At 62.8% G+C, this 18978-nt stretch carries 14 protein-coding genes and 2 pseudogenes; 11 read left to right on the top strand and 5 right to left on the bottom strand.

Annotated features, from left to right (window positions below; genetic code table 11):
* Positions 1-79: 79 nt before the first annotated feature.
* The 3 genes from ABE505_RS08325 to ABE505_RS08315 all read left to right on the top strand — a co-directional run bounded on the left by ABE505_RS08325 (position 80) and on the right by ABE505_RS08315 (position 7067).
* On the top strand, positions 80-1078 hold the full coding sequence (locus tag ABE505_RS08325) for a DUF4349 domain-containing protein (RefSeq protein WP_346443557.1): 999 nt from the start codon (positions 80-82) through the stop codon (positions 1076-1078).
* Positions 1079-1734: 656 nt separating this feature from the next.
* On the top strand, positions 1735-6573 hold the full coding sequence (locus ABE505_RS08320; protein WP_346443558.1) for an RHS repeat-associated core domain-containing protein: 4839 nt from the start codon (positions 1735-1737) through the stop codon (positions 6571-6573).
* A 17-nt stretch (positions 6574-6590) separates the two neighbouring features.
* A complete protein-coding gene (locus ABE505_RS08315; protein WP_346443559.1) occupies positions 6591-7067 on the top strand; it encodes a hypothetical protein in 477 nt (158 codons plus the stop codon).
* Between the two features lie 201 nt (positions 7068-7268).
* On the opposite strand, the gene ABE505_RS08310 is transcribed toward ABE505_RS08315, so the two are convergent.
* Both ABE505_RS08310 and ABE505_RS08305 read right to left on the bottom strand, forming a co-directional pair.
* Entirely contained in the window at positions 7269-7664 is a 396-nt protein-coding gene (locus ABE505_RS08310; protein WP_346443560.1) for a hypothetical protein, read from the bottom strand.
* 277 nt (positions 7665-7941) lie between these two features.
* A pseudogene (locus ABE505_RS08305) lies at positions 7942-8618 on the bottom strand (LysE family transporter).
* Positions 8619-8721: 103 nt separating this feature from the next.
* On the opposite strand from ABE505_RS08305, the pseudogene ABE505_RS08300 reads away from it, so the two are divergent.
* Positions 8722-9612 (top strand): annotated as a pseudogene (locus ABE505_RS08300) (LysR family transcriptional regulator ArgP).
* 273 nt (positions 9613-9885) lie between these two features.
* Here the strand turns inward: ABE505_RS08300 and ABE505_RS08295 are convergent.
* Together ABE505_RS08295 and ABE505_RS08290 are read right to left on the bottom strand one after the other, a co-directional pair.
* Complete coding sequence (locus tag ABE505_RS08295; RefSeq protein WP_346443562.1) at positions 9886-11397, bottom strand: YifB family Mg chelatase-like AAA ATPase; 1512 nt, start codon at positions 11395-11397, stop codon at positions 9886-9888.
* An 11-nt stretch (positions 11398-11408) separates the two neighbouring features.
* Entirely contained in the window at positions 11409-11705 is a 297-nt protein-coding gene (locus ABE505_RS08290; protein ID WP_346443563.1) for an accessory factor UbiK family protein, read from the bottom strand.
* A gap of 225 nt (positions 11706-11930) precedes the next feature.
* Here ABE505_RS08290 and ABE505_RS08285 point away from each other — a divergent pair, with 225 nt between their 5' ends.
* The 4 genes from ABE505_RS08285 (at position 11931) to ABE505_RS08270 (ending at position 14065) form a co-directional block, all read left to right on the top strand.
* Positions 11931-12269: a P-II family nitrogen regulator gene (locus ABE505_RS08285; protein ID WP_183425161.1), complete on the top strand. Its 339-nt coding sequence runs from the start codon at positions 11931-11933 to the stop codon at positions 12267-12269.
* A gap of 87 nt (positions 12270-12356) precedes the next feature.
* Positions 12357-13031: a hypothetical protein gene (locus ABE505_RS08280; protein WP_346443564.1), complete on the top strand. Its 675-nt coding sequence runs from the start codon at positions 12357-12359 to the stop codon at positions 13029-13031.
* Positions 13032-13064: 33 nt separating this feature from the next.
* Positions 13065-13754, top strand: coding sequence for an AzlC family ABC transporter permease (locus ABE505_RS08275; protein WP_346443565.1), 690 nt, complete (start codon positions 13065-13067; stop codon positions 13752-13754).
* A complete protein-coding gene (locus ABE505_RS08270; RefSeq protein ID WP_346443567.1) occupies positions 13751-14065 on the top strand; it encodes an AzlD domain-containing protein in 315 nt (104 codons plus the stop codon). The genes ABE505_RS08275 and ABE505_RS08270 overlap by 4 nt, the downstream gene beginning before the upstream one ends.
* Before the next feature lie 61 nt (positions 14066-14126).
* Here ABE505_RS08270 and speE read toward each other — a convergent pair whose 3' ends face one another.
* Positions 14127-14975, bottom strand: a complete 849-nt coding sequence (gene speE, locus ABE505_RS08265; RefSeq protein WP_346443568.1) for a polyamine aminopropyltransferase — start codon at positions 14973-14975, stop codon at positions 14127-14129.
* Positions 14976-15134: 159 nt separating this feature from the next.
* Between speE and ABE505_RS08260 the strand changes: the two genes are divergently transcribed.
* From ABE505_RS08260 to speA, 3 genes are all read left to right on the top strand, one after another.
* Positions 15135-16646, top strand: a complete 1512-nt coding sequence (locus tag ABE505_RS08260; RefSeq protein ID WP_346443570.1) for a M48 family metallopeptidase — start codon at positions 15135-15137, stop codon at positions 16644-16646.
* 168 nt (positions 16647-16814) lie between these two features.
* On the top strand, positions 16815-16991 hold the full coding sequence (locus ABE505_RS08255; RefSeq protein WP_346443571.1) for a hypothetical protein: 177 nt from the start codon (positions 16815-16817) through the stop codon (positions 16989-16991).
* Between the two features lie 70 nt (positions 16992-17061).
* On the top strand, positions 17062-18951 hold the full coding sequence (speA, locus tag ABE505_RS08250) for an arginine decarboxylase (RefSeq protein ID WP_346443572.1): 1890 nt from the start codon (positions 17062-17064) through the stop codon (positions 18949-18951).
* Positions 18952-18978 lie beyond the last annotated feature (27 nt).

The following is an 18978-nucleotide window of genomic DNA, read 5'->3' as shown; positions in this document are numbered from 1 at the left end:
TGCTTGTGCGTCGCGTCGCTAGCCCCGATGCTCGGCGTCGCGCGTTGACCCTGCACCCCGCCCATTCTTGGAGATCCCCATGCACGTCCTCTGCCATCGCCGGCTACTGTCGACCGGCCTGCTCTGCGTGCTGCTGGCTGCCTGTGCGCGGCCCTCGGGTGAGACAGCTACCGAGTACGCGGCCGATGCGCCGCCGCCAGCGGCCGAGGCGATGCAAGCCGATGCGATGTCGTCGCCGGCGGCGGGCGCCGGACCTGCCGCCGAGGCCGAAGCGGGGGTCGATGCCGCCGTGCAGATGGCCTCCGGCACGCTGGCGCAGACCGATCCCGCGCGCCGCTTCATCCTTGCCGCCCAAGCGCGGTTCGCGGTCGACGACGTCTACCGCTCGGCGCTCGCGATCGAGGATCTCGCCGCCGCGCAAGGCGGCTTCGTGGTCGCCAACCGGATCCGGTCCGAGACCCAGGGCATGCAGCGGCACCGCATTGGAGATGGCAAGCTGCTGGAGCTGATCGAGTACAAGACTGCAGGGGAACTGACCGTGCGCGTGCCCAGCGACCGCGCGCAGACGTTCCTGCGCGAGCTCGCCAAGCAGATGAAATTTCTCGACAGCCGCGACTTCGATGCACGCGACGTGCAGTTCGACCTGCTGCGCCAGCAACTGGCGTACGCCCGCAGCCAGGAGTTGCAACAGTCGCTGGCCCAGGCGGTGCAGACCGGCGACCGCCTGGACCGCAAAGGCGACACGTTCGCCGCCCGCGAACGCGCGCTCGCGGCCCGTGACGAGGCCCGCGTGACGCAACGTGAAGTCGAAGACCGGATCGCATTCGCGACGATCGATCTATCGCTCTATCAGCCCTCGCAAGTCCGGCACAGCGAACGCGTCGACCCTGAGGCCGTGTTTGCCCAACAACGCCCCGGCTTCTTCGTGCGGATCGGCCAGGCGCTACGCGGCGGCTGGCAAGGCCTGCTCGACGCCGGCGTCGCGGTGGCGCTGCTCTGGCCGCTGTGGCTGTTTGTCGCCATCGTCGCGATCGCCTGGCGTGCATGGCGTCGTCGTCGGGCTGCGGTGCGGAGTTGAGACCAGATCGCGGGTGACTCCCGCATCGCGTGCGGACAGGCGGCCGGTGCGTCGCCGGGCCCCGCCGTGAGGCGCTCCGCCGCACAAGGTCTCGCGCCGGCGCGGCCTGTGGTCTTCTCTCCACGATTGTCGGTGTTGTTGGTTGACCCGCCCCCAGTAGCCGTATCACCAGTTACTGGGAGGAGGTCACAACGTACGTAGCCGACACTACCGCCACGAACTAACGGTAAGGCCGAGAACCTGGTCCAAACTAACCGGCGCACTGGCCAACGCGCGCACCTGAGCGAACAAATGCCATTCAGTAGCTGCGCCACCACCGCTGGCAACGGCCTCATGCCTGCCTCGGCTACGAACCACTCATTTCTATAATCCCGATATCACTGAACAACGTGCCGAGCTACGCAGCTAGGGGTCCACTAGCAGAAGGACGCTGCAATTCCCGAGGCGAAGGGGAAAGGTTCCAATGGAACTAATATCCGGCTAGAGAGAGCATGAAATTCTGTCGCATACGGTGGCACTTGCGTCGTTTCAGATTTATTGCTAAGTGTAAAGAGATCCCAAGTCAAAAAAAGCGCAAGCTGCGCTTTCATAAGGATAGCTCTTAAGCGATAAAAATCATTATTTAAACGGATAGTTCATTATTGAAGGAACATATAATGATTAGCACGGGTTCTAATAGAAAAAGCGAAATAAAAGCAGCAATCGGAGTGTTCTTGGCGCTTGTGTGGTTTCATCCAACATCTGTGCACGCCCTGCCTTCTAGTTCGCCTCCCTATGAGCGTGATTACTGCCTAGATGTGTGCTACCACACTCTTGCAGAAGCCGAAGCGGTGATGCAACAGTTCTCAGGATTAACCACAGAGCTCAAATTTGAGGGCACCGCATATTACGGTGGAACGCATTTTCTTCGCATATATAGCGCAAGAGAAAGCGTGGTTCCTTCTTCTGTGCAACCCCCTATGTTCTTCTCAAATGGGAGGTGTGAGAGTGGATGCCTTTCAGAGCAGGAGGCGATTGACTCAATAGTCGAATGGGAGACAGAGACGCCGCTTGAGGATGGGTGTCAAATGAGCTTTGATTTTGACGTTGGGGAATTTACTTTATGGAGAATGTATGCTGATCCCTCGGGAACTTGGATTAGCTTCAATAATGGAAACGAAGAAAATACTAGGCGGGTCGTGAGGCATCTCGCATGCAATGGAGAAGCGGTTCCAGATGCGAATCTTTACATTGGCAAAACGCAATATTTTACATGCCCGGCGGGTTATGAAATCTACAAATACCCTGAAGTCCCTACTATAATTGGCTACGAACCGAAATATCAGCAAATTTATGACTCTGGGCAATGGTGTACAAGAGCTGGAAGGTCTCCAATAAGCGTCAAAATTAGACAGCAACAATCCTGTCCTGTTGGCCACCCCTGTCATCCATCCTCTGGGGATAAGACGCGAGTTGAGACAGACTTCGAATTCTCAGGGCAAAGTTTTTCTAGATACTATCATTCGCTACGTCAAGTTAGTGACGCAAAAGGCATTGGTGTTGGCTGGACTCACACATTCCAAGAAAAGTTGGACACGATAAAGCGAGTCATCGTTAGTGAGGACGGCTACTATATACCGCTGGAAAGGGTAAACGATTCCCTATTTCGCGTACAGGGAAGCCAGAATACTCATGTGGAAATTCTCCCCACGGGTGAGTACATATACTTGTCTGAGGACGGTCGTGAAAGCATCTTCGACAGAAGCGGCTATTTGAAATCAAGATCATATGACAATGATCCCACTAGGAAATTTACGATTGAGTACGACGAGAGCTTTAATCCAAAGCAGATTTCCCGTGTAACTGATAATTCTGGTCGTTCGCTAGAGTTTGTATATGCCGACGGCCGATTGTCGGAGATCGTCCTTCCAGACGAAAGAACTATTTTGTATAGGCGTGACACGAACAACAACTTGACTAGAGTAGAGTTCGATAATGGTTCGTTCAAGCAGTACCACTATGACGAACGGGAGTTTGCCCCCGTCCAGAGTGAGGGTCTCTTAACTGGAATAACTTACGAATCGGGTGAGCGTTATGGGACATTTGAATACGACGCTTACGGAAGAGTTGTTAGGAGTTCTTTACATGGCAATCAGGGGTCGACGGAAACAACAGAACTCAGCTATCTGGACGATGACACAGTCGTTGTCCGCGATATGCATGGCGCTGAGCGTACTTATTCCTATATGGGGACCTGGAGAAAGCCGAGAGTAATTAGCGATCAGGAGGGTACTGCGCAGTGGCGTTACGACTTCACCGGACGCCCTCTGGCCTACGTTAATAGCGCTGGAATAGAAACTCAATATTATTATGATTCCGGCCGAATCAAGTCTGTGGTTTACGCATACGGCACTTCTGAGCAGAAGACTGTCACCGTGCTTAGAGACAAATACGGCAGGAAACTCGAGGAATCAATTTTCGATAAAGAAGGGGTTCTCGTCTCAAGAACAGCGACTTCCTATAACGATCGTGGTCAAATCCTAAGTACCAAGTGGACTGACCCGGAAAGCTCGACTATCCGGGAATCAAATAACTACTACTGCGAGCAGTCGGATTTAGACGCTAACGCCTGCCCATTAATAGGGCTTCTTAAGGCTGTGGACGGTCCTCGTACAGAGGTAGATGACATCTCTTATTATAGCTATTATCAAAACGATAGTCTGGGCTGCGACTTGCAACTGACGGACTGCCTGTATCGAAAAGGCGATTTGTGGAAGATCACCAATGCCCTAGGGCAGGCTACCGAGATTCTGCAGTATGACTTGGCAGGGCGCCCGCTCTCTATTAAGGATCCCAATGGCGTTATAACTGACTACGGATATCATGAACGTGGCTGGATATCTTTAATCAAAGTACGAGGGGCACAGGAAGATGGAGAAGCAGGCGATCGAACGGTATCCATCGACTATTGGCCCAACGGGCTAATTCGTAAAGTTTTGCACGCAGGCGGAACAGGGATTGAATACAAGTACGACGCCGCGCTTAGGCTTCATCAGATTCAAAGAGGCAATGGAAGCAGCATATCGTACTTGCTAGATAATGCCGGAAATAGGGTGGCCGAGGAAGTTAGAGGATCTAGTGGAGACCTGACCAGGAAAGTAAACAGAATTTACGACCAATTTGGCCGAATCCTGACTCAGGCTGACGCTCAAGGAAATCCGAGTGATTATTCTTATGATGTCAATGGAAATATAGTAGATGTGACCGACTCGCTTGGTCGGGTAACAGCTAACAGCTACGACTCGCTTAATAAATTGATAAGCGTATTACAAGATAAAGGAGGGATCGAATCAAGCACATACTTTGAATACGATAGCCTCGGGCGTTTGACCAAGGTGTCCGATCCAAACGGACTGGAAACAGACTATAAATATGACGCATTCGGAAATATTCTCCGTCTAAGCAGCCCTGATAGCGGTGTTACGAGCTATGGTTATGACGCCGCCGGAAACCTCGCCAGCAAGATAGATGCTCGAGGTCAAAATTCGAGTTATGCGTACGATGCGCTTGGTCGAATAGTTAGCATTGACTACATTGGCGCGCATGATCAGCGTGTTTCTTATACTTATGATGTTGTATCACCGGGCTGCGGTTCTGGAATGACCTATGCCGTGGGACGCAGGTCGGCAATGCTCGATCCTAGCGGAATCACCAGATATTGCTATGGTCGATCTGGTGAGCTCCTTCGCAAGATTCAGATCGCCGACGGGCAGAATCTTACTGTCAACTACGAATACGATCATTCATGGCGCCTGAGAAGGTTGACGTATCCCGATGGCGTAGTGGTGGACTACGTACGAGATCTTCAAGGTGAAACCGTTGAGGTTGGCGTTAAGCTACCTTCTGGTGAGCGCGAAGTACTATTGCGTGATGTGGTTTATGCGCCCTTCGGTCCGGTGACAGGCTGGACTTATAGCGGTGGTCGCAGTATGACTCGAGCATACGACTTAGATTATCGGCCAAAATCTATTCTCGACAGCGACGTGGGAGGTCTGGATATCGGCTATAGCTACGATCCAGTTGGAAATCTGAGGGCTCTAAGATATGCTGATTTAGCTAGTCCTCCGCGCGCTACCTTCGAGTACGATGGATTAAATCGGTTAACCGCCTTTAAGGATGGCGGCACCGAAGCTGTGATTGATAGCTACAGTTATGATTTGACTGGAAATCGAACTGCATTCAAGAATTCGAGCGAGCATAAAATCTACTCTTATTCACAGAGCAGTCATCATCTCATAAGCGTCGGCGGTGAAGTAAAACTTTATGATGCTGCCGGAAATGCACTTTCGGACGGGAAGGGCCGATCGTTTAATTACAATGCTGCCAATCGCCTTGCCTCAATATCCCGCGACGGCGGAACGAAAATGAATTACGTGTACAATGGAAATGGCGAGCGAGTGCATCGTTATTTAGGATCCAATAGTGTCATTACAATTTACGACGAATCGGGGAAATGGTTGGGCGACTACGATCGTGCCGGTAACGCTATCCAGGCAGCAATCTGGCTAGATGATCTGCCTGTAGGTCTGCTGGAAAGCAAAGATTCTGAGAATTATAGTGGCCGGGTATCCGCTTATAATAACGCTGCCGAGGTGGCCTCTGCGTCGGGGGGCTTGCACAGAATATATCATGTGCAACCGGATCACTTGGGTACTCCGCGGCTAGTTGTGGACCCAATAAGAGATTTAGTGGTGTGGAAATGGGATCTCATGGGCGAGGCGTTCGGCGCTGACTCGCCAAATGAAGATCCTGATGGCGACGGAAGAATATTCGTACTAAACATGAGATTCCCTGGACAATTTTATGATGACGCTACTGGGTTGCACTACAACTATTTTCGTGACTACGACCCGCTCACTGGCCGATATGCTCAAAGCGATCCGGTTGGATTAATCGCTGGCGTTAGTACTTATGGCTATGTAAGTGGCTCGCCTTTCATTTGGGCTGATATGTATGGGCTGCTACAGTGGACAAGCAATCCGATTTTTTGGAGTCCGACGCTTGCGCCCGGCTTGCAAACGCGGACCTTTCCAGGAGATGGTGTATCCACCGTTACGGCAAGTAGTCTTGCGAGAACTACATTGGACTGGTCGGTTTCACTGGAGTGCACATGTGCTGCTGGCAACTATTCATTAGATGAGTACATCGTCAACTTCACTCCCGTTGTCTTCCTGAGGCAGCGTTACGACAGCCTTGACCAAAGGCGCGACTCCCGCCGTGCTGAGCTGGATCACGTACGAGATTTTAATGGATGGATATCCGGTGCAAAGGGGGCTGCCCAGCAACTAGAGGATTCAATGAGGTCACTTAGCTTCTCAAGTTCTGCTGAGTGTGAGGATGCTGCGCGGCGAGCGATGCAAGACTTCTTGCAGGCAGGAGCTCGTCAAACTGCCATTGACTCGCATAACAGATGGGATGCAAGCGGACGCCATACTCAGATTGTTCCAGGGCCGTGATAATGAAGGGTCTCACGATGTTCGTGATCTTACTTCTGCTATCTAGCTGTGCCTCTGTTCACAGCCGCACGCGCTGTCGCGTTGCTAGCGAACAAGTGTCGATTCAGTACAAGGGGCTGCAGCGGATTGCGGCTTGGGGGAAAGAGGAGCTTTTTGCATCATTTTCCATTGAAAACAGTTCTTCAGAAAAAGTCGAAATTCCGCTAGATAGATCGGATTATCCCCTGTTGGCGCATGGGGAATATATAGAGCTGCAGAGTCGACTTCGTTCGCAATTCTCCGATTGGCAGGCTGATGCAATTTCCCTTGAGGAGTTTGTTCCGCCGCGGAAATGGATTGTTCTAGAGAAAGGCGAGAGTTTTATTTTTTTCTTTAACGCATCCGGGCAAGTTGACGATCATGAGCGTAGCGAGGAACGCGACTACAGAGTGGGATTGAACGATGCTGCCGGGTGTCGATATAACTCAGACGCGTTCAGATTCGTCGCGGAGTAATGCTTGGGTCTGCTTATATAAACGGGTATCGAGGGAGGTTAACTAGGTGTAATTAAGCTTGAGCATGCAACTCATGGATGAACGGTTATCTGGTTTTGTCCGATATTTGGCGGCGCGCCTGTCTCTGTGTTGCTAGAAAGGGAGCTCTGTTTTTTGTGTGGTGGCAGTGCATATGGAGAGCTCCCCCGGCGTGAGTAGTTTTCAGGTGCCTCCTGCACCCCGACACATCCGATACCCCCGCCGCCTAGTGAGGTGCTGGGATGCGATGTCCGCGCTGCCGTCGAGATCGGAGATCGTGCGGGCCACGCGCAGGATGCGGTGCATCGCGCGCGCGGATAGATGCAGGGATTCGATCGCACGTTCGAGTAACACACTGGTCGGCGGCGTTAGCCGGCAGCGGCGGGCGGTCGCCGTCTGGTCGAGCCGGGCGTTGAGCGTGCCGGCGCGCGCGACGTCGACGCAGACCCCGATCGCGGCGCTGGTTTCGCCCTGCGGCGCGTCGGGGCGCAGCGCGGCCGGCGGCAGACGCAGGGCGTCGACACGCAGGTCGATGCGGCCGAGAAACGGGCTGGAGATGCGCGCGTGGTAGCGCACCATGCGTTCCGAACCTCAAATTAGCTGAAGAGCTGCTAGAGGATTTCCTCACTGGATCGCTTGAGGAGTTGATCGCCGCGCAAGAACTATTGCGTTCAAGTGGCGAGGCTAGCTTGCTGCGCCGCCCAATTGCGGTCTTTAAAGCGAAGAGGGCACTAAGTGAGGCGAAAGCTAAGCCCAATGAGCAGTACGAGTACCCTACCCAGCTCGAGTTCACGGCCAAAAGAGAAGCAAACGAACAACAGGGCCGCCACCGAAACCCATGTCGCGGCCCGCTGGGTCACGCGTAGCTGGTTGCCCAGACCGCAGCTGACCCACCAGCACATTGGGCATTCCAAACCATCTGCCAGCCTACATGTCTCAGCCCACCTTGAGCGGCTTGAGCAGCAGCAGGCTCAGGCCCCAGCATGAAGAGGGCCATGACGCTGTTCAGTACCCGCCAGGCCCGCGGGTTCTTGAACACGGGAAGCAACAATCTGGCGCCGTTGCCAAGCAGGCTGAACCAGGCCGCGCTTGCGCAGCAGGCACCCAGCGTAAATGCCCGGCGGATCTCGGCCTGATAACTCGTGCATATGCTGCCCAGCAGCACCATGGTGTCCGGATAGACGTGGGGATTGAGAAAGGCAAAGGCGAGCACCGTCAGCAGCACCGGCCGCCAGTGCTGCTTCGTCGTGCCTGCGCACTGAGCTCGCCACCTCCGCGGATGGCGCGTTGCGCGGCCATCGCGCCGTAGATGGCCAGGAAAGCCGCGCCGCCGAACCGAAGCAGCTGCAGCAGCCATGGCCACGGATGGACCAGCGCACCGATACCGACCACCCCGGCCAGGATGAGGACGATGTCGCCCAGCACGCAGACCAGCACCAGGCCTTGGCGCAGCACAAAGGCGTTCTGCGCTCCGATGGCGATGATCAGGCCTGCAGCCGCAACGAAGCCGGAGGCTGCGGCGGAGAGGAGCATGAGGCGGAGCCAGGTTGCGGGAAGGTGCGCATGGTGGGCCCACAGCACCCGGCAGAAAGCTAAAATATTCTCTCGCTCATGAAGAAAATCTAATGGAGCAGCCGTGGACCTCATTCATCCCCAGTTGGCTGCCTTCTTTGCCGCCTTGGACGAAGGCAGTTTCGATGCTGCTGCGCGGCGGTTGTCGATCACCCCCTAGGCCGTGTCCCAGCGCATCAAGTCGCTGGAGGATCGCCTGGGTCAGGTGCTCCTGGTACGCCAGGTCCCGTGCCGGCCGAATCCGGCCGGCCAGCGCCTGCTGCAGCGGCTTCAGCCGATAAAGGACCTGGAGGCGGAAGCCCTAGCGGACCTGCATCCGGAATAGGCCGGGCCGTTTCTCTCGATCGCCGTGGCCATCGCCGTGAACGATGACTCCCTGCAGACCTGGGTGCTCGATGCCTTGGCCGCACTCCACCGTGAACACGGCTATCTGTTCGACGTGCGCATGGATGACCAGGACTATACGCTGGCGCTGCTTCAGGATGGCGCTGTGCTGGGTGCCGTCACCTCCCAGGCCACACCGTTGAAAGGCTGCAGCGTCGTACCACTCGGGTAGATGCGCTACCGCGCCATCGCGTCGCCGGCATTCTTGAAGACCTATTTCCCATCGGGCATCGATGCCATCAGCCTTTCCAAGGCGCCGATGCTCATCTTTAACCGCAAGGACGAACTGCAATGGCGCTTCGTCAGGCGTATCACCAAGGCACGGCTGAATCCGCCCGTCCATTATCTGCCTTCGTCCACCGGGTTCGTGGATGCTGCCCGGCTGGGCCTGGGCTGGTGCCTGGCACCGCAGGCACTGATCAAGCAGGCGGTGGCCGTCAAGCACATCGTCACACTGGATCAGGACAGACCGGTTGTACCGCTCTACTGGCAGCACTCGGCCGTTCGCTCAGCGACGCTGCAGGCCATGGCCCGGGCATTCGTGGACGCGGCCAAGGCCAGGATGAACTAGGGGCGACCGCGACCGGCAAGGGTTTGGTGCCGCCGAGCAGGGCGCAGACTTCCAGCAAGGTGCGAGCGGTCCGCACCTCGACGTCGGACGTCATGGCGGCCTCGGCGCCGTTGCCGGCTGGTACGACCAGTACGCGGTCGGAGTCTGCTACCGCGAGGCCGCCGGCAGCACGCCGTCAACTCGAGCTCGCCGACGAACTCCCAGTCGCGCAGCGCCTTGTGCAGGATGCCGAAAATGCAGCTTGCCCGGCCCGCTCCCTCGCGGCACCTGGCCTCAGGTGGTGCCCGGGTGCACCGCATCCATCCCCCGATACCCCAACGCCTCAGTGAGGTGCTTCGATGCGATGTCGGCACTGTCGTCGAGATCGGCAATCGTGCGCGCCACGCGCAGGATGCGGTGCATCGCGCGGGCTGACAGATGCAGGGATTCGATCGCGCGTTCGAGTAACGCCTGGTCGGCAGGGGCTAGCCGGCAGTGGCGGGCGGTCGCGGTCTGGTCGAGTCGGGCGTTGAGGGTGCCGGCGCGCGCGTGCTGGCGTGCGCGCGCGGCGTCGACGCGGACCCGGATCGCGGCGCTGGTTTCGCCCTGCGGTGCGTCGGGGCGCAGCGCCGCAGGCGGCAGACGCGGGACGTCGACGTGCAGGTCGATGCGGTCGAGCAATGGGCCGGAGATGCGGGCGCGGTAGCGGGCGATCGCCTCATTGCTGCAGCGGCAGCGCCCCGACACGTCGCCGGCCCAGCCGCAGGGACAGGGATTCATCGCGGCGACCAGTTGGAAGCGGGCCGGGAACTCGCTTTGCCGCGCGGCGCGCGAGATGGTCACCGTGCCGGACTCCAGCGGCTCGCGCAGCACTTCCAGCGCGCGGCGGTCCCATTCGGGCAGTTCGTCGAGGAACAGCACGCCGTTGTGCGCCAGCGAGATCTCGCCGGGGCGCGGCTCGTTGCCGCCGCCGACTAGTGCGACCGCGCTGGCGGTGTGGTGCGGGCTGCGGAACGGACGCGTGCGCCAGCGGGCCGGGTCCAGGCCACGCCCGCTGATTGACAGCACCGCCGCGGTCTCCAGTGCTTCGGCTTCGCCGGCATCGGGCAGCAGGCCGGGCAGCCGGGAGGCGAGCAGGGTCTTGCCGCAGCCCGGCGGGCCGACGAGCAGCAGGTGATGGCCGCCGGAGGCGGCGATCTCCAGCGCACGCCGGGCCTGGACTTGGCCGCGGACCTCGCGCATGTCGGGGCCGGGCAGCGCGCGTTGCGGCGGGGCGACCGCGACCGGCAACGGCTTCGTGCCGCCGAGCAGGGCGCAGACTTCCAGCAAGGTGCGGGCGGTCCGCACCTCGACGCCGGACGCCAGCGCCGCCTCGGCGCCGTTGCCGGCCGGCACGACCAAGCCGCGGCCGACGCCGGCGACCGCGAGCGCGGCCGGCAGTACACCGTCGACTGCGCGCAGTTCGCCGGTCAGTCCGAGCTCGCCGAGGAACTCCCAGTCGCGCAGCGCCTCGGCCGGGACCTGGCCGCTGGCGGCCAGGATACCGAGCGCGATCGGCAGGTCGAAGCGGCCGCCGCCTTTGGGTAAGTCGGCCGGGGCGAGGTTGACGGTGATCCGGCGCGCCGGGAACTCGTACTGCGCGCATTGGATCGCGGCGCGGACCCGGTCCTTGGCTTCGCGCACTGCGGCTTCTGGCAGGCCGACGATCGACATCGACGGCAGACCGCCGCCCAGGTGCACCTCAACCTTGACCGCGGGTGCCCGGATGCCTGCGCGCGCACGTCCGTGCACGAGCGCAAGTCCCATGGCGCTGTCCTTTAGTGGGCGGTGTCGAAGTTGCCCGCCGACGGGGCCGGCGGCGGGGCCTGGGACGTGCCCTGGGTCTCGAGCTGGCGGACCTGCGCCTCCAGGGTCTCGAGCTTCTCGCGCGTGCGCAGCAGCACTGCACGCTGGACCTCGAATTCCTCGCGCGTGACCAGGTCCAGCTTCGCCAGGCCCGATTGCAGCACGGCCTTGAAGTTTTCCTGCAGTTCCTCGCGGCTCTCGCGCAGGCCGGCGGGCACCAGCCCGCTGAGGCGACGCGCGAGCTCGTCGATGTTGTTCAGATCGATCATCAGTCAGTCCTCACGGTGTACAGATAGCGTCGCCGGCATGCGCAACGCATGCAGTCGGCCGCCTCCGCGGCGCGTCGTCAGAAAATTCCCCGGTCGCGGCGCGGGGCGCACTAGACCATGCCTCCCGGCACGCGCACAAGCGTGCTGCGCCGCGTGCTCGGCATCGTGTAGGGCGACGCGTGAGGGTGGCGTATCCTTGGCGCATCCCCTTGCGGAGGCACTGCGATGAAGATGGTCATGGCGATCATCAAGCCGTTCAAGCTCGACGACGTGCGCGAGGCGCTCGCCGAGGTCGGCGTGACCGGCATCACCGTCACCGAGGTCAAGGGCTTCGGCCGCCAGAAGGGCCACACCGAGCTCTATCGCGGCGCGGAGTACGTCGTGGATTTCCTGCCGAAGGTGAAGCTGGAGATCGCGGTGACCGACGACATCGTCGATGCCGTGGTCGAGACCGTGCTCAAGTCCGCAGGCATGGGCCGGATCGGCGACGGCAAGGTCTTCGTCTACGACCTCGAGCGCGTGGTGCGGATCCGCACCGGCGAGCTGGACGCCGACGCGCTGTGAGCGGCGCCGTGTTGCGCGGCTAGGCGCAGGCGCCGGATGTCGAGTCGATGCAGGCAATCGGCCTGGCACCGCACGCGGCGCGATGTCATGGCCGTCGCGGCCATCGCGTTTGCCTGCTTCCTCGCCGCCTGCGACCGCCCCGCGGCCGCGCCGCCGCCGCCCGCACCGGTGCACGCAGCCAAGCCTGCTCATCTCCACCGCCCGGCGTACTTCCGCGCGCTGCTGGACGGGCTGGCGGCGCGGCCGGAGCTGCGGGGCCACGCGCTGCGGCTGCACCGCTTCGTCTACCTCTACGGCGACGGCTCGGCGTTGCTGTGGCTGCAGTCGCCGGGCGATCCGGCAGCGCTGCTGCGCTACACCTACGGCGATGCCTACCCGGCGCCCGGGATGCGCTGGGAGGCCGTCGCGGCCGGGCGCGAGGCGTCGCCGTCCGTTCTTGAACCCGACCTGCTCGACCTCGATGCGCTGCCGCTCGAAGGCCTGCCGGTCGCGGCGGCCGCCGCCGATGCGCAGCTGCGCCGGATGCGGGCCGAGGCCGGCGACGATGCCGCATCGCAGGACGCGCTGGCGACCGGCCCCGACAGCCTGTACTACGCGATCGGGCAGGCCGACGGCGGCCCGGGCTGGCGCGCCGACATCAATCCGATTCCGATGCGCTGCGAGCGTACGTGGCGGTTCCACTTCGCGCCCGACGGAGCGTTGCGCGAGGTCGAGGCGATGACCGACCTCGCGCGCCCGGCCGACTGCGACGCCGCGCGTTGATGCGTGCCTGGGGGCGACGACGAGAATGACCGCATGGGACTGTCACTGACGCCGGCCACGCGGATCGGCCTGTCGATCGCGCTGGCCACCGGGCTTTATGGGGTGTCCTTCGGCGCGCTGTCGATCGCTGCCGGGCTCGACCTGTGGCAGACGATGGCGCTGAGCCTGTTGATGTTCACCGGCGGCTCGCAGTTCGCATTCGTCGGCGTGCTCGCCGGCGGCGGCGCGGGCGCGGCGGCGTTCGGGGCGGCCAGCCTGCTGGGCGTGCGCAATGCGGTCTATGCGGTGCAGATCAATCGGTTGCTGCACCCGCGCGGATGGACGCGCCTGCTCGCGGCGCAGGTGACGATCGACGAATCCGCCGCGACTGCGGCCGGCCAGCCCGAACCTGTCGAGCAACGCCGCGGCTTCTGGGTCGCCGGGCTGGGTGTGTTCGTGTGCTGGAACCTGTTCACGCTGGTCGGGGCACTGCTGGGCGATGTGATCGGCGATCCCCGGCGTTGGGGCCTGGACGGTGCCGCGGTCGCGGCCTTCATCGGCCTGCTGTGGCCACGGCTGCGCGGCCGCGAGCCGGTCGCGATCGCGGTGGTCTGCGCCTTGGCGACTGCACTGGCGATGCCCTGGCTGCCCGCGGGCGTGCCGATCCTGGTCGCGGCGGCGGTCGCAGCCGCCTGGGGCGCCTTGCTCGCGCGGCGCAACGTTGCATTACAGGCGCGGGCGTGAGCGCGACCTGGGGTTGGCTGTTGCTGGCCTGCACGGTTGCGTTCGCGACCAAGCTCACCGGCTACCTGGTGCCGGCGCGCTGGCTGGAAGGCGCACGCATGGCGCGCATCACCTCGGCGATGACCATCGGGTTGCTGGCCGCCCTGGTGGTCGTCAACGGCTTTGCCGGCGCCGGGGGCGTCGTGCTCGATGCCCGGGCCGGCGCGTTGCTGGTCGCGGTCGTCGCGCTGTGGCGCGGCGTGCCGTTCCTGGGCGTGGTGGTGCTGGGCGCGCTCGCGGCGGCGGGGCTGCGAGCGGCCGGCATCGGCTGAGCGGGTCGAGCGCGATGCGGGCGATGCGCGGCGGAAGCCGCGGCATCGCCGGGGTGTGGGCTCAGGCCTCCAGGGCCTTGGCCACGAACGGCGGCAGCACCTGCGCGGCCTGGTGGATCTGGGCACTGTAGTACGCGGTCTCGAAGCCCTTGGCAGCGGCGTCGGCCTGGCGGAAGTCGAAGCCCTGGCCCTTGCGCGCCAGCGTCACGCTCCACCAACCAGTCGGGTAACAAGGCTGCGGGAATGGCAGCGTCTGGAACGTGGTGAAGCCGGCCTTGCCCATCTCGGCGCGCATCTCGCGGATCAGGTCCAGCAGGGCCAGCGGGGATTCGGACTGCTGCACCAGGATGCCGTCGTCCTTGAGCGCGCGGAAGCAGCTGTCGAAGAAGGCCTTGTTGAACAGACCCTCGGCCGGACCGACCGGGTCGGTCGAATCGACGATGACGACGTCGACGCTGCCCGGCGCGCAGTCGCGCATGTAGGCGATGCCGTCGTCGAACAGCAGCTGCGCGCGCGGGTCGTCGTTGGAGGCGCACAGTTCGGGGAAGTACTTCTCCGACATCCGCGTGACCTGCTCGTCGATGTCGCACTGCACTGCGCTTTCGACGCCCGGATGCTTGAGCACTTCGCGCAGCGTGCCGCAGTCGCCGCCGCCGATGATCACCACGCGCTTGGGCGCGGCATGGGTGAACAGCGCCGGGTGCGAGACCATCTCGTGATAGAAGAAATTGTCGCGCGTGGTGACCATCATCGCGCCGTCGATCAGCATCACGTTGCCCCAGTCGGTGCTCTCGTAGATCTCGATCTTCTGGAACGGCGACTGCACTTCGTCGAGCTTCTTCGTCACGCGGAAGCCGATCGACGAGCCGGTGGGATCGAAGGTCTCGTGGAGCCAGGTCGGAGCGGACATGCGAAAGGTTCCGGTCAATTGCGGGCCGCGCATTGTAGCCGAGCCCCCATGACAGGCCGGGCGCCGAGGACTGCCGCGAGGGGCGCTTCTCCTGGCCCGGCGCGCGGATTAGGATTCGGGTCGGGGACGCGCCGGACGGCGTGACGAGGGGACGCAAGGATGATGTCGGAAACGGAGCGCCGTGCGCGGGTCGCGCGGCTGGAGACGTTCGCACAACGCGCGCCCGGGGCCTACCGGATGCGGCTGGCCCTGCTGGCGGCCTTGGGTTTCTGTGTGCTCGGCGGCGCGGTGGTGCTGGCCCTCGGGTTGTCGGTGGGACTGGTCGCGCTGCTGCTGGTGATCAGCCCGCTGCTGCTGGTCAAGCTGGCGAAGGTGGTCTGGATCCCGATCGGCTTCGGCTGGCTGGTGCTGCGCGCGCTGTGGGTACGCTTCGAGCCGCCAGCAGGGCGGCCGCTCGCACCCGGCGAGGCGCCGCGGCTGGTCGCCGAGGTCGAGCGCCTGCGACGCGCTGCCGGAGCGCCGCGGCTGTCGGGCATCCTGATCGACGACGACCTCAATGCCGCGGCCGCCAGCGTGCCGCGGGTGCTCGGACTGTTCGGCCATCGCCACTATCTCGTGCTGGGCCTGCCGCTGATGCAACTGCTCGACCCGGGGCAGTTCGCATCGGTGGTCGCCCACGAGTTCGGTCACTTCGGCGGCGGGCATGGCCGCTTCTCTGGCTGGATTCACCGTGTGCGCCTGAGCTGGTACCGCGTGCTCGACGGCCTGGCCGCGCGCGGTGCGTGGGCGAGCCGGGTGTTCGAGCGATTCTTCCGCTGGTACGCGCCGTACTTCGACGCCTACAGCTTCGTGCTCGCGCGCCAGAATGAGTATCAGGCCGATGCGATGGCCGCCCGGCTGGCCGGCGCCGATGTCGCCGGCAGTGCGCTGATTCGGGTCAATGTCGGCGCCGCGCGCCTGGCGCACGAGTTCTGGCCGTCGGTGATCGATGCCAACCGCGAGCGCGCCGAGCCGCCGGACCGCCTGCTGCGCGAAATGGCGACCGCGCTGCGGAGTCCGCATCCGGAGGACGACGCCCGGTTGGCCGCGCAGCTGACTGCCCGCGCCGGCGTGCATGACACCCATCCCACGCTCGCACAGCGACTGCAGGCTCTGGGCGTGGAAGCGATGGTCGCGCCGCCGCCCGAGCGCAGCGCGGCCGAGGTTCTGCTGGGCGACCTGTTGCCGTCGCTGGAGGCAGCGTTCAGCGAGGACTGGCGCCTGCGCATCGGCGATGGCTGGCGCGAGCGCCACCGCGCGCACGCCGAGGACCGTGACCGGCTCGCCGCACTCGAAAGCGGTTTGGCTCGCACGCCGGCCGAGACCGTCGAGTACGCGGCCCTGGTCGAGCGCGTGCGGCCGCAGGACGACCCGGTGCCCCTGTACCGCGACGCGGTGCGCGTCGCGCCGCAGGATGCGTTCGCACACTTTCGCCTGGGCGCGTTGCTGCTCGAACGCGACGAGCCCGCTGGCGTGGGGCTGTTGCATCACGCACGGATGCTCGATCCCGGGGCAGCGGATGCGGTCAACGAGGCGCTCGCTGCCTACTATCGCCGACGCGACGACCTCGATGCGCTGGACGCGGTGATCAGCGACCAGGTATCGATCGACGACCGACGGCGCGGTGCGTAGCAAGCGCGCAATGCACTCTCGGCCGGTGATGCGCTTCTGCCGCATGGCCTGGACGGGGCTGCACTCGCCGCCGCGTGCGCCTCACTGGCGGCGACCGGGAAGATCGGCAGTGCCTGGATCGCGCGCAAGCACATCAAGGGCGATGCCGACGGGCTGCCGCACTTCGTGGTGCTGGTGCGGCTGCGCGGCCTGGTGTTCGACGCCGATGCGACGCTGCAGCGGGTGGTCGACGCGCTGGACCTGCCCGGCAGCTACGTCGCCTTCATCGCCTCTGGTCGGCGTCGGATCGCGGGCCGCGTACGCAAGGTTGCCGGCCCGCCAACGTATCGGCACGGTGACCGCTGAGGGCATGTCACCGCAGGTTGCGCCGCCAGCCCCTAGACTATGCGGCCCCTTCGCCGATGGACGCCTGCCGATGACTGCCTGGTCGACCGACCACGCCCGCAAGACCTACTCGATCCCGCATTGGAGCGAGGGGTATTTCGATGTCGACGACGCCGGGCGCATCGTCGTCTCGCCGCGCGGCGCGCAGGGCCCGTCGATCGCGCTGCCCGAGGCGGTCGACGCCGCGCGGGCCAATGGTGCCCAATTGCCGCTGCTGGTGCGCTTTCCCGACATCCTCGGCGACCGCCTGCATCGGCTGCAGGCGGCGTTCGCACAGGCGCAGGCCGAGTGGGAGTATGCCGGCGGCTACACCGCGGTGTATCCGATCAAGGTCAACCAGCACCGCGGTGTGGCCGGCACGCTGGCCTCGCATCACGGCGAGGGCTTCGGCCTGGAAGCGGGCAGCAAGCCCGAGCTGATGGCCGTGCTCGCGCTCTCGCGCCCGGGTGGTCTGGTCGTATGCAACGGCTACAAAGACCGGGAATACATCCGCTTGGCGCTGATCGGCCGCAAGCTGGGCCTGGAGACCTTCATCGTCGTCGAGAAGCCGTCCGAGCTTGCGCTGGTGATGGAGGAAGCGGCCGCGCTCGGCGTGAAGCCGGGTCTGGGCGTGCGCATGCGATTGGCCTCGCTGGGCGCGGGCAAGTGGCAGAACAGCGGCGGTGACAAGGCCAAGTTCGGGCTCAATCCGCGGCAGTTGCTGGACCTGTGGAAGAAGCTGCGCGACGCGGGCATGAGCGACTGCCTGCAGCTGTTGCATTTCCACATGGGTTCGCAGATCTCCAACGTTCGCGACATCGCAAACGGCATGCGCGAGGCGGTGCGCTATTTCGTCGAGCTCTCGCGGCTGGGTGCGCGCATCAGCCACGTCGACGTCGGCGGCGGCCTCGGTGTGGACTACGAAGGCACGCGCTCGCGCAGCTACAACTCGGTCAACTACGGCGTGCGCCAGTACGCCGGCAGTATCGTCCAACCGCTGGCGCAGGCCTGCGCCGAGCATGGGCTACCGCCGCCGCGCATCGTCACCGAATGCGGGCGTGCAATGACCGCCCACCACGCGGTGCTGGTCGCCAATGTGTCGGAGGTCGAGCGTGCGCCCGAAGGCCGCGTGCCCGACGCGCACAGTGACGAGCCGGCGGTGGTGGCCAACCTGCGCGAACTGCACGGCGAACTGGCGGCGCGGCCGGCGGTGGAGCTGTTCCACGAGGCGCAGCACCACCACGCCGAGGGCCTGGCGCTGTACGCGCTCGGCCAGTTGGACCTGGTACACCGGGCGCGCATCGACGACTTGTTCTATGCAATCGCGCACGCGGTCCGCGCGCGGCTGACCTTCGACGAGAAGAGCCATCGCCCGCTGCTCGACGAGCTCAACGAGCGCCTGGTCGACAAGTACTTCGTCAACTTCAGCGTGTTCGAGTCGATGCCCGATGTCTGGGCGATCGATCAGGTGTTCCCGATCGTGCCGATCGAGCGCCTCGACGAGCTGCCCGAGCGCCGCGGTGTCATCGCCGATCTGACCTGCGACTCGGACGGCAAGATCGACACCTACGTCGAGAACGAGGACCTCGACACCTCGTTGCCACTGCATGCGCTGCGTGCGGGCGAGCAGTACCGGCTGGGCTTCTTCATGGTCGGCGCTTACCAGGAAATTCTCGGCGACATCCACAACCTGTTCGGCGACACCGATGCGGTCGAAGTGAAGATCGAGGGCGATGGCATCACGATCGCGCAGCAGCGCCGTGGCGACACCACCGACGTGATGCTCGACTACGTCGGCTATCGCCTCGACGACCTGCGCGCGCGCTACACCGCGATGGTCGACGACGCGGCGCTGGCGGCCGATGAAGCGCAGCGGCTCAAGGACGCGCTCGAAGCCGGGCTTACCGGCTACACCTATCTCGACGACACGCCGCTCGAGTAAGCCGCGACAACCGCGTCGGTGGCCTCA

This window comes from Luteimonas sp. TWI382 (assembly GCF_039674545.1).
Lineage (GTDB): Bacteria > Pseudomonadota > Gammaproteobacteria > Xanthomonadales > Xanthomonadaceae > Luteimonas.
The sequence above is the reverse complement of the archived record's forward strand: the minus strand, read 5'-3'. Positions and strand labels throughout refer to the sequence as shown.

Excerpts from the sequence above, each read along its gene's own strand:
- ABE505_RS08325 (WP_346443557.1), top strand. The coding sequence starts at position 80 with ATGCACGTCCTCTGCCATCGCCGGCTACTGTCGACCGGCCTGCTCTGC.
- speE (WP_346443568.1), bottom strand. The coding sequence starts at position 14,975 with ATGTCCGCTCCGACCTGGCTCCACGAGACCTTCGATCCCACCGGCTCG.
- ABE505_RS08275 (WP_346443565.1), top strand. The coding sequence starts at position 13,065 with ATGGGACTGTCACTGACGCCGGCCACGCGGATCGGCCTGTCGATCGCG.
- ABE505_RS08295 (WP_346443562.1), bottom strand. The coding sequence starts at position 11,397 with ATGGGACTTGCGCTCGTGCACGGACGTGCGCGCGCAGGCATCCGGGCA.
- ABE505_RS08290 (WP_346443563.1), bottom strand. The coding sequence starts at position 11,705 with ATGATCGATCTGAACAACATCGACGAGCTCGCGCGTCGCCTCAGCGGG.
- speA (WP_346443572.1), top strand. The coding sequence starts at position 17,062 with ATGACTGCCTGGTCGACCGACCACGCCCGCAAGACCTACTCGATCCCG.
- ABE505_RS08315 (WP_346443559.1), top strand. The coding sequence starts at position 6,591 with ATGTTCGTGATCTTACTTCTGCTATCTAGCTGTGCCTCTGTTCACAGC.
- ABE505_RS08280 (WP_346443564.1), top strand. The coding sequence starts at position 12,357 with ATGGCCGTCGCGGCCATCGCGTTTGCCTGCTTCCTCGCCGCCTGCGAC.
- ABE505_RS08285 (WP_183425161.1), top strand. The coding sequence starts at position 11,931 with ATGAAGATGGTCATGGCGATCATCAAGCCGTTCAAGCTCGACGACGTG.
- ABE505_RS08260 (WP_346443570.1), top strand. The coding sequence starts at position 15,135 with ATGATGTCGGAAACGGAGCGCCGTGCGCGGGTCGCGCGGCTGGAGACG.
- ABE505_RS08310 (WP_346443560.1), bottom strand. The coding sequence starts at position 7,664 with ATGGTGCGCTACCACGCGCGCATCTCCAGCCCGTTTCTCGGCCGCATC.
- ABE505_RS08320 (WP_346443558.1), top strand. The coding sequence starts at position 1,735 with ATGATTAGCACGGGTTCTAATAGAAAAAGCGAAATAAAAGCAGCAATC.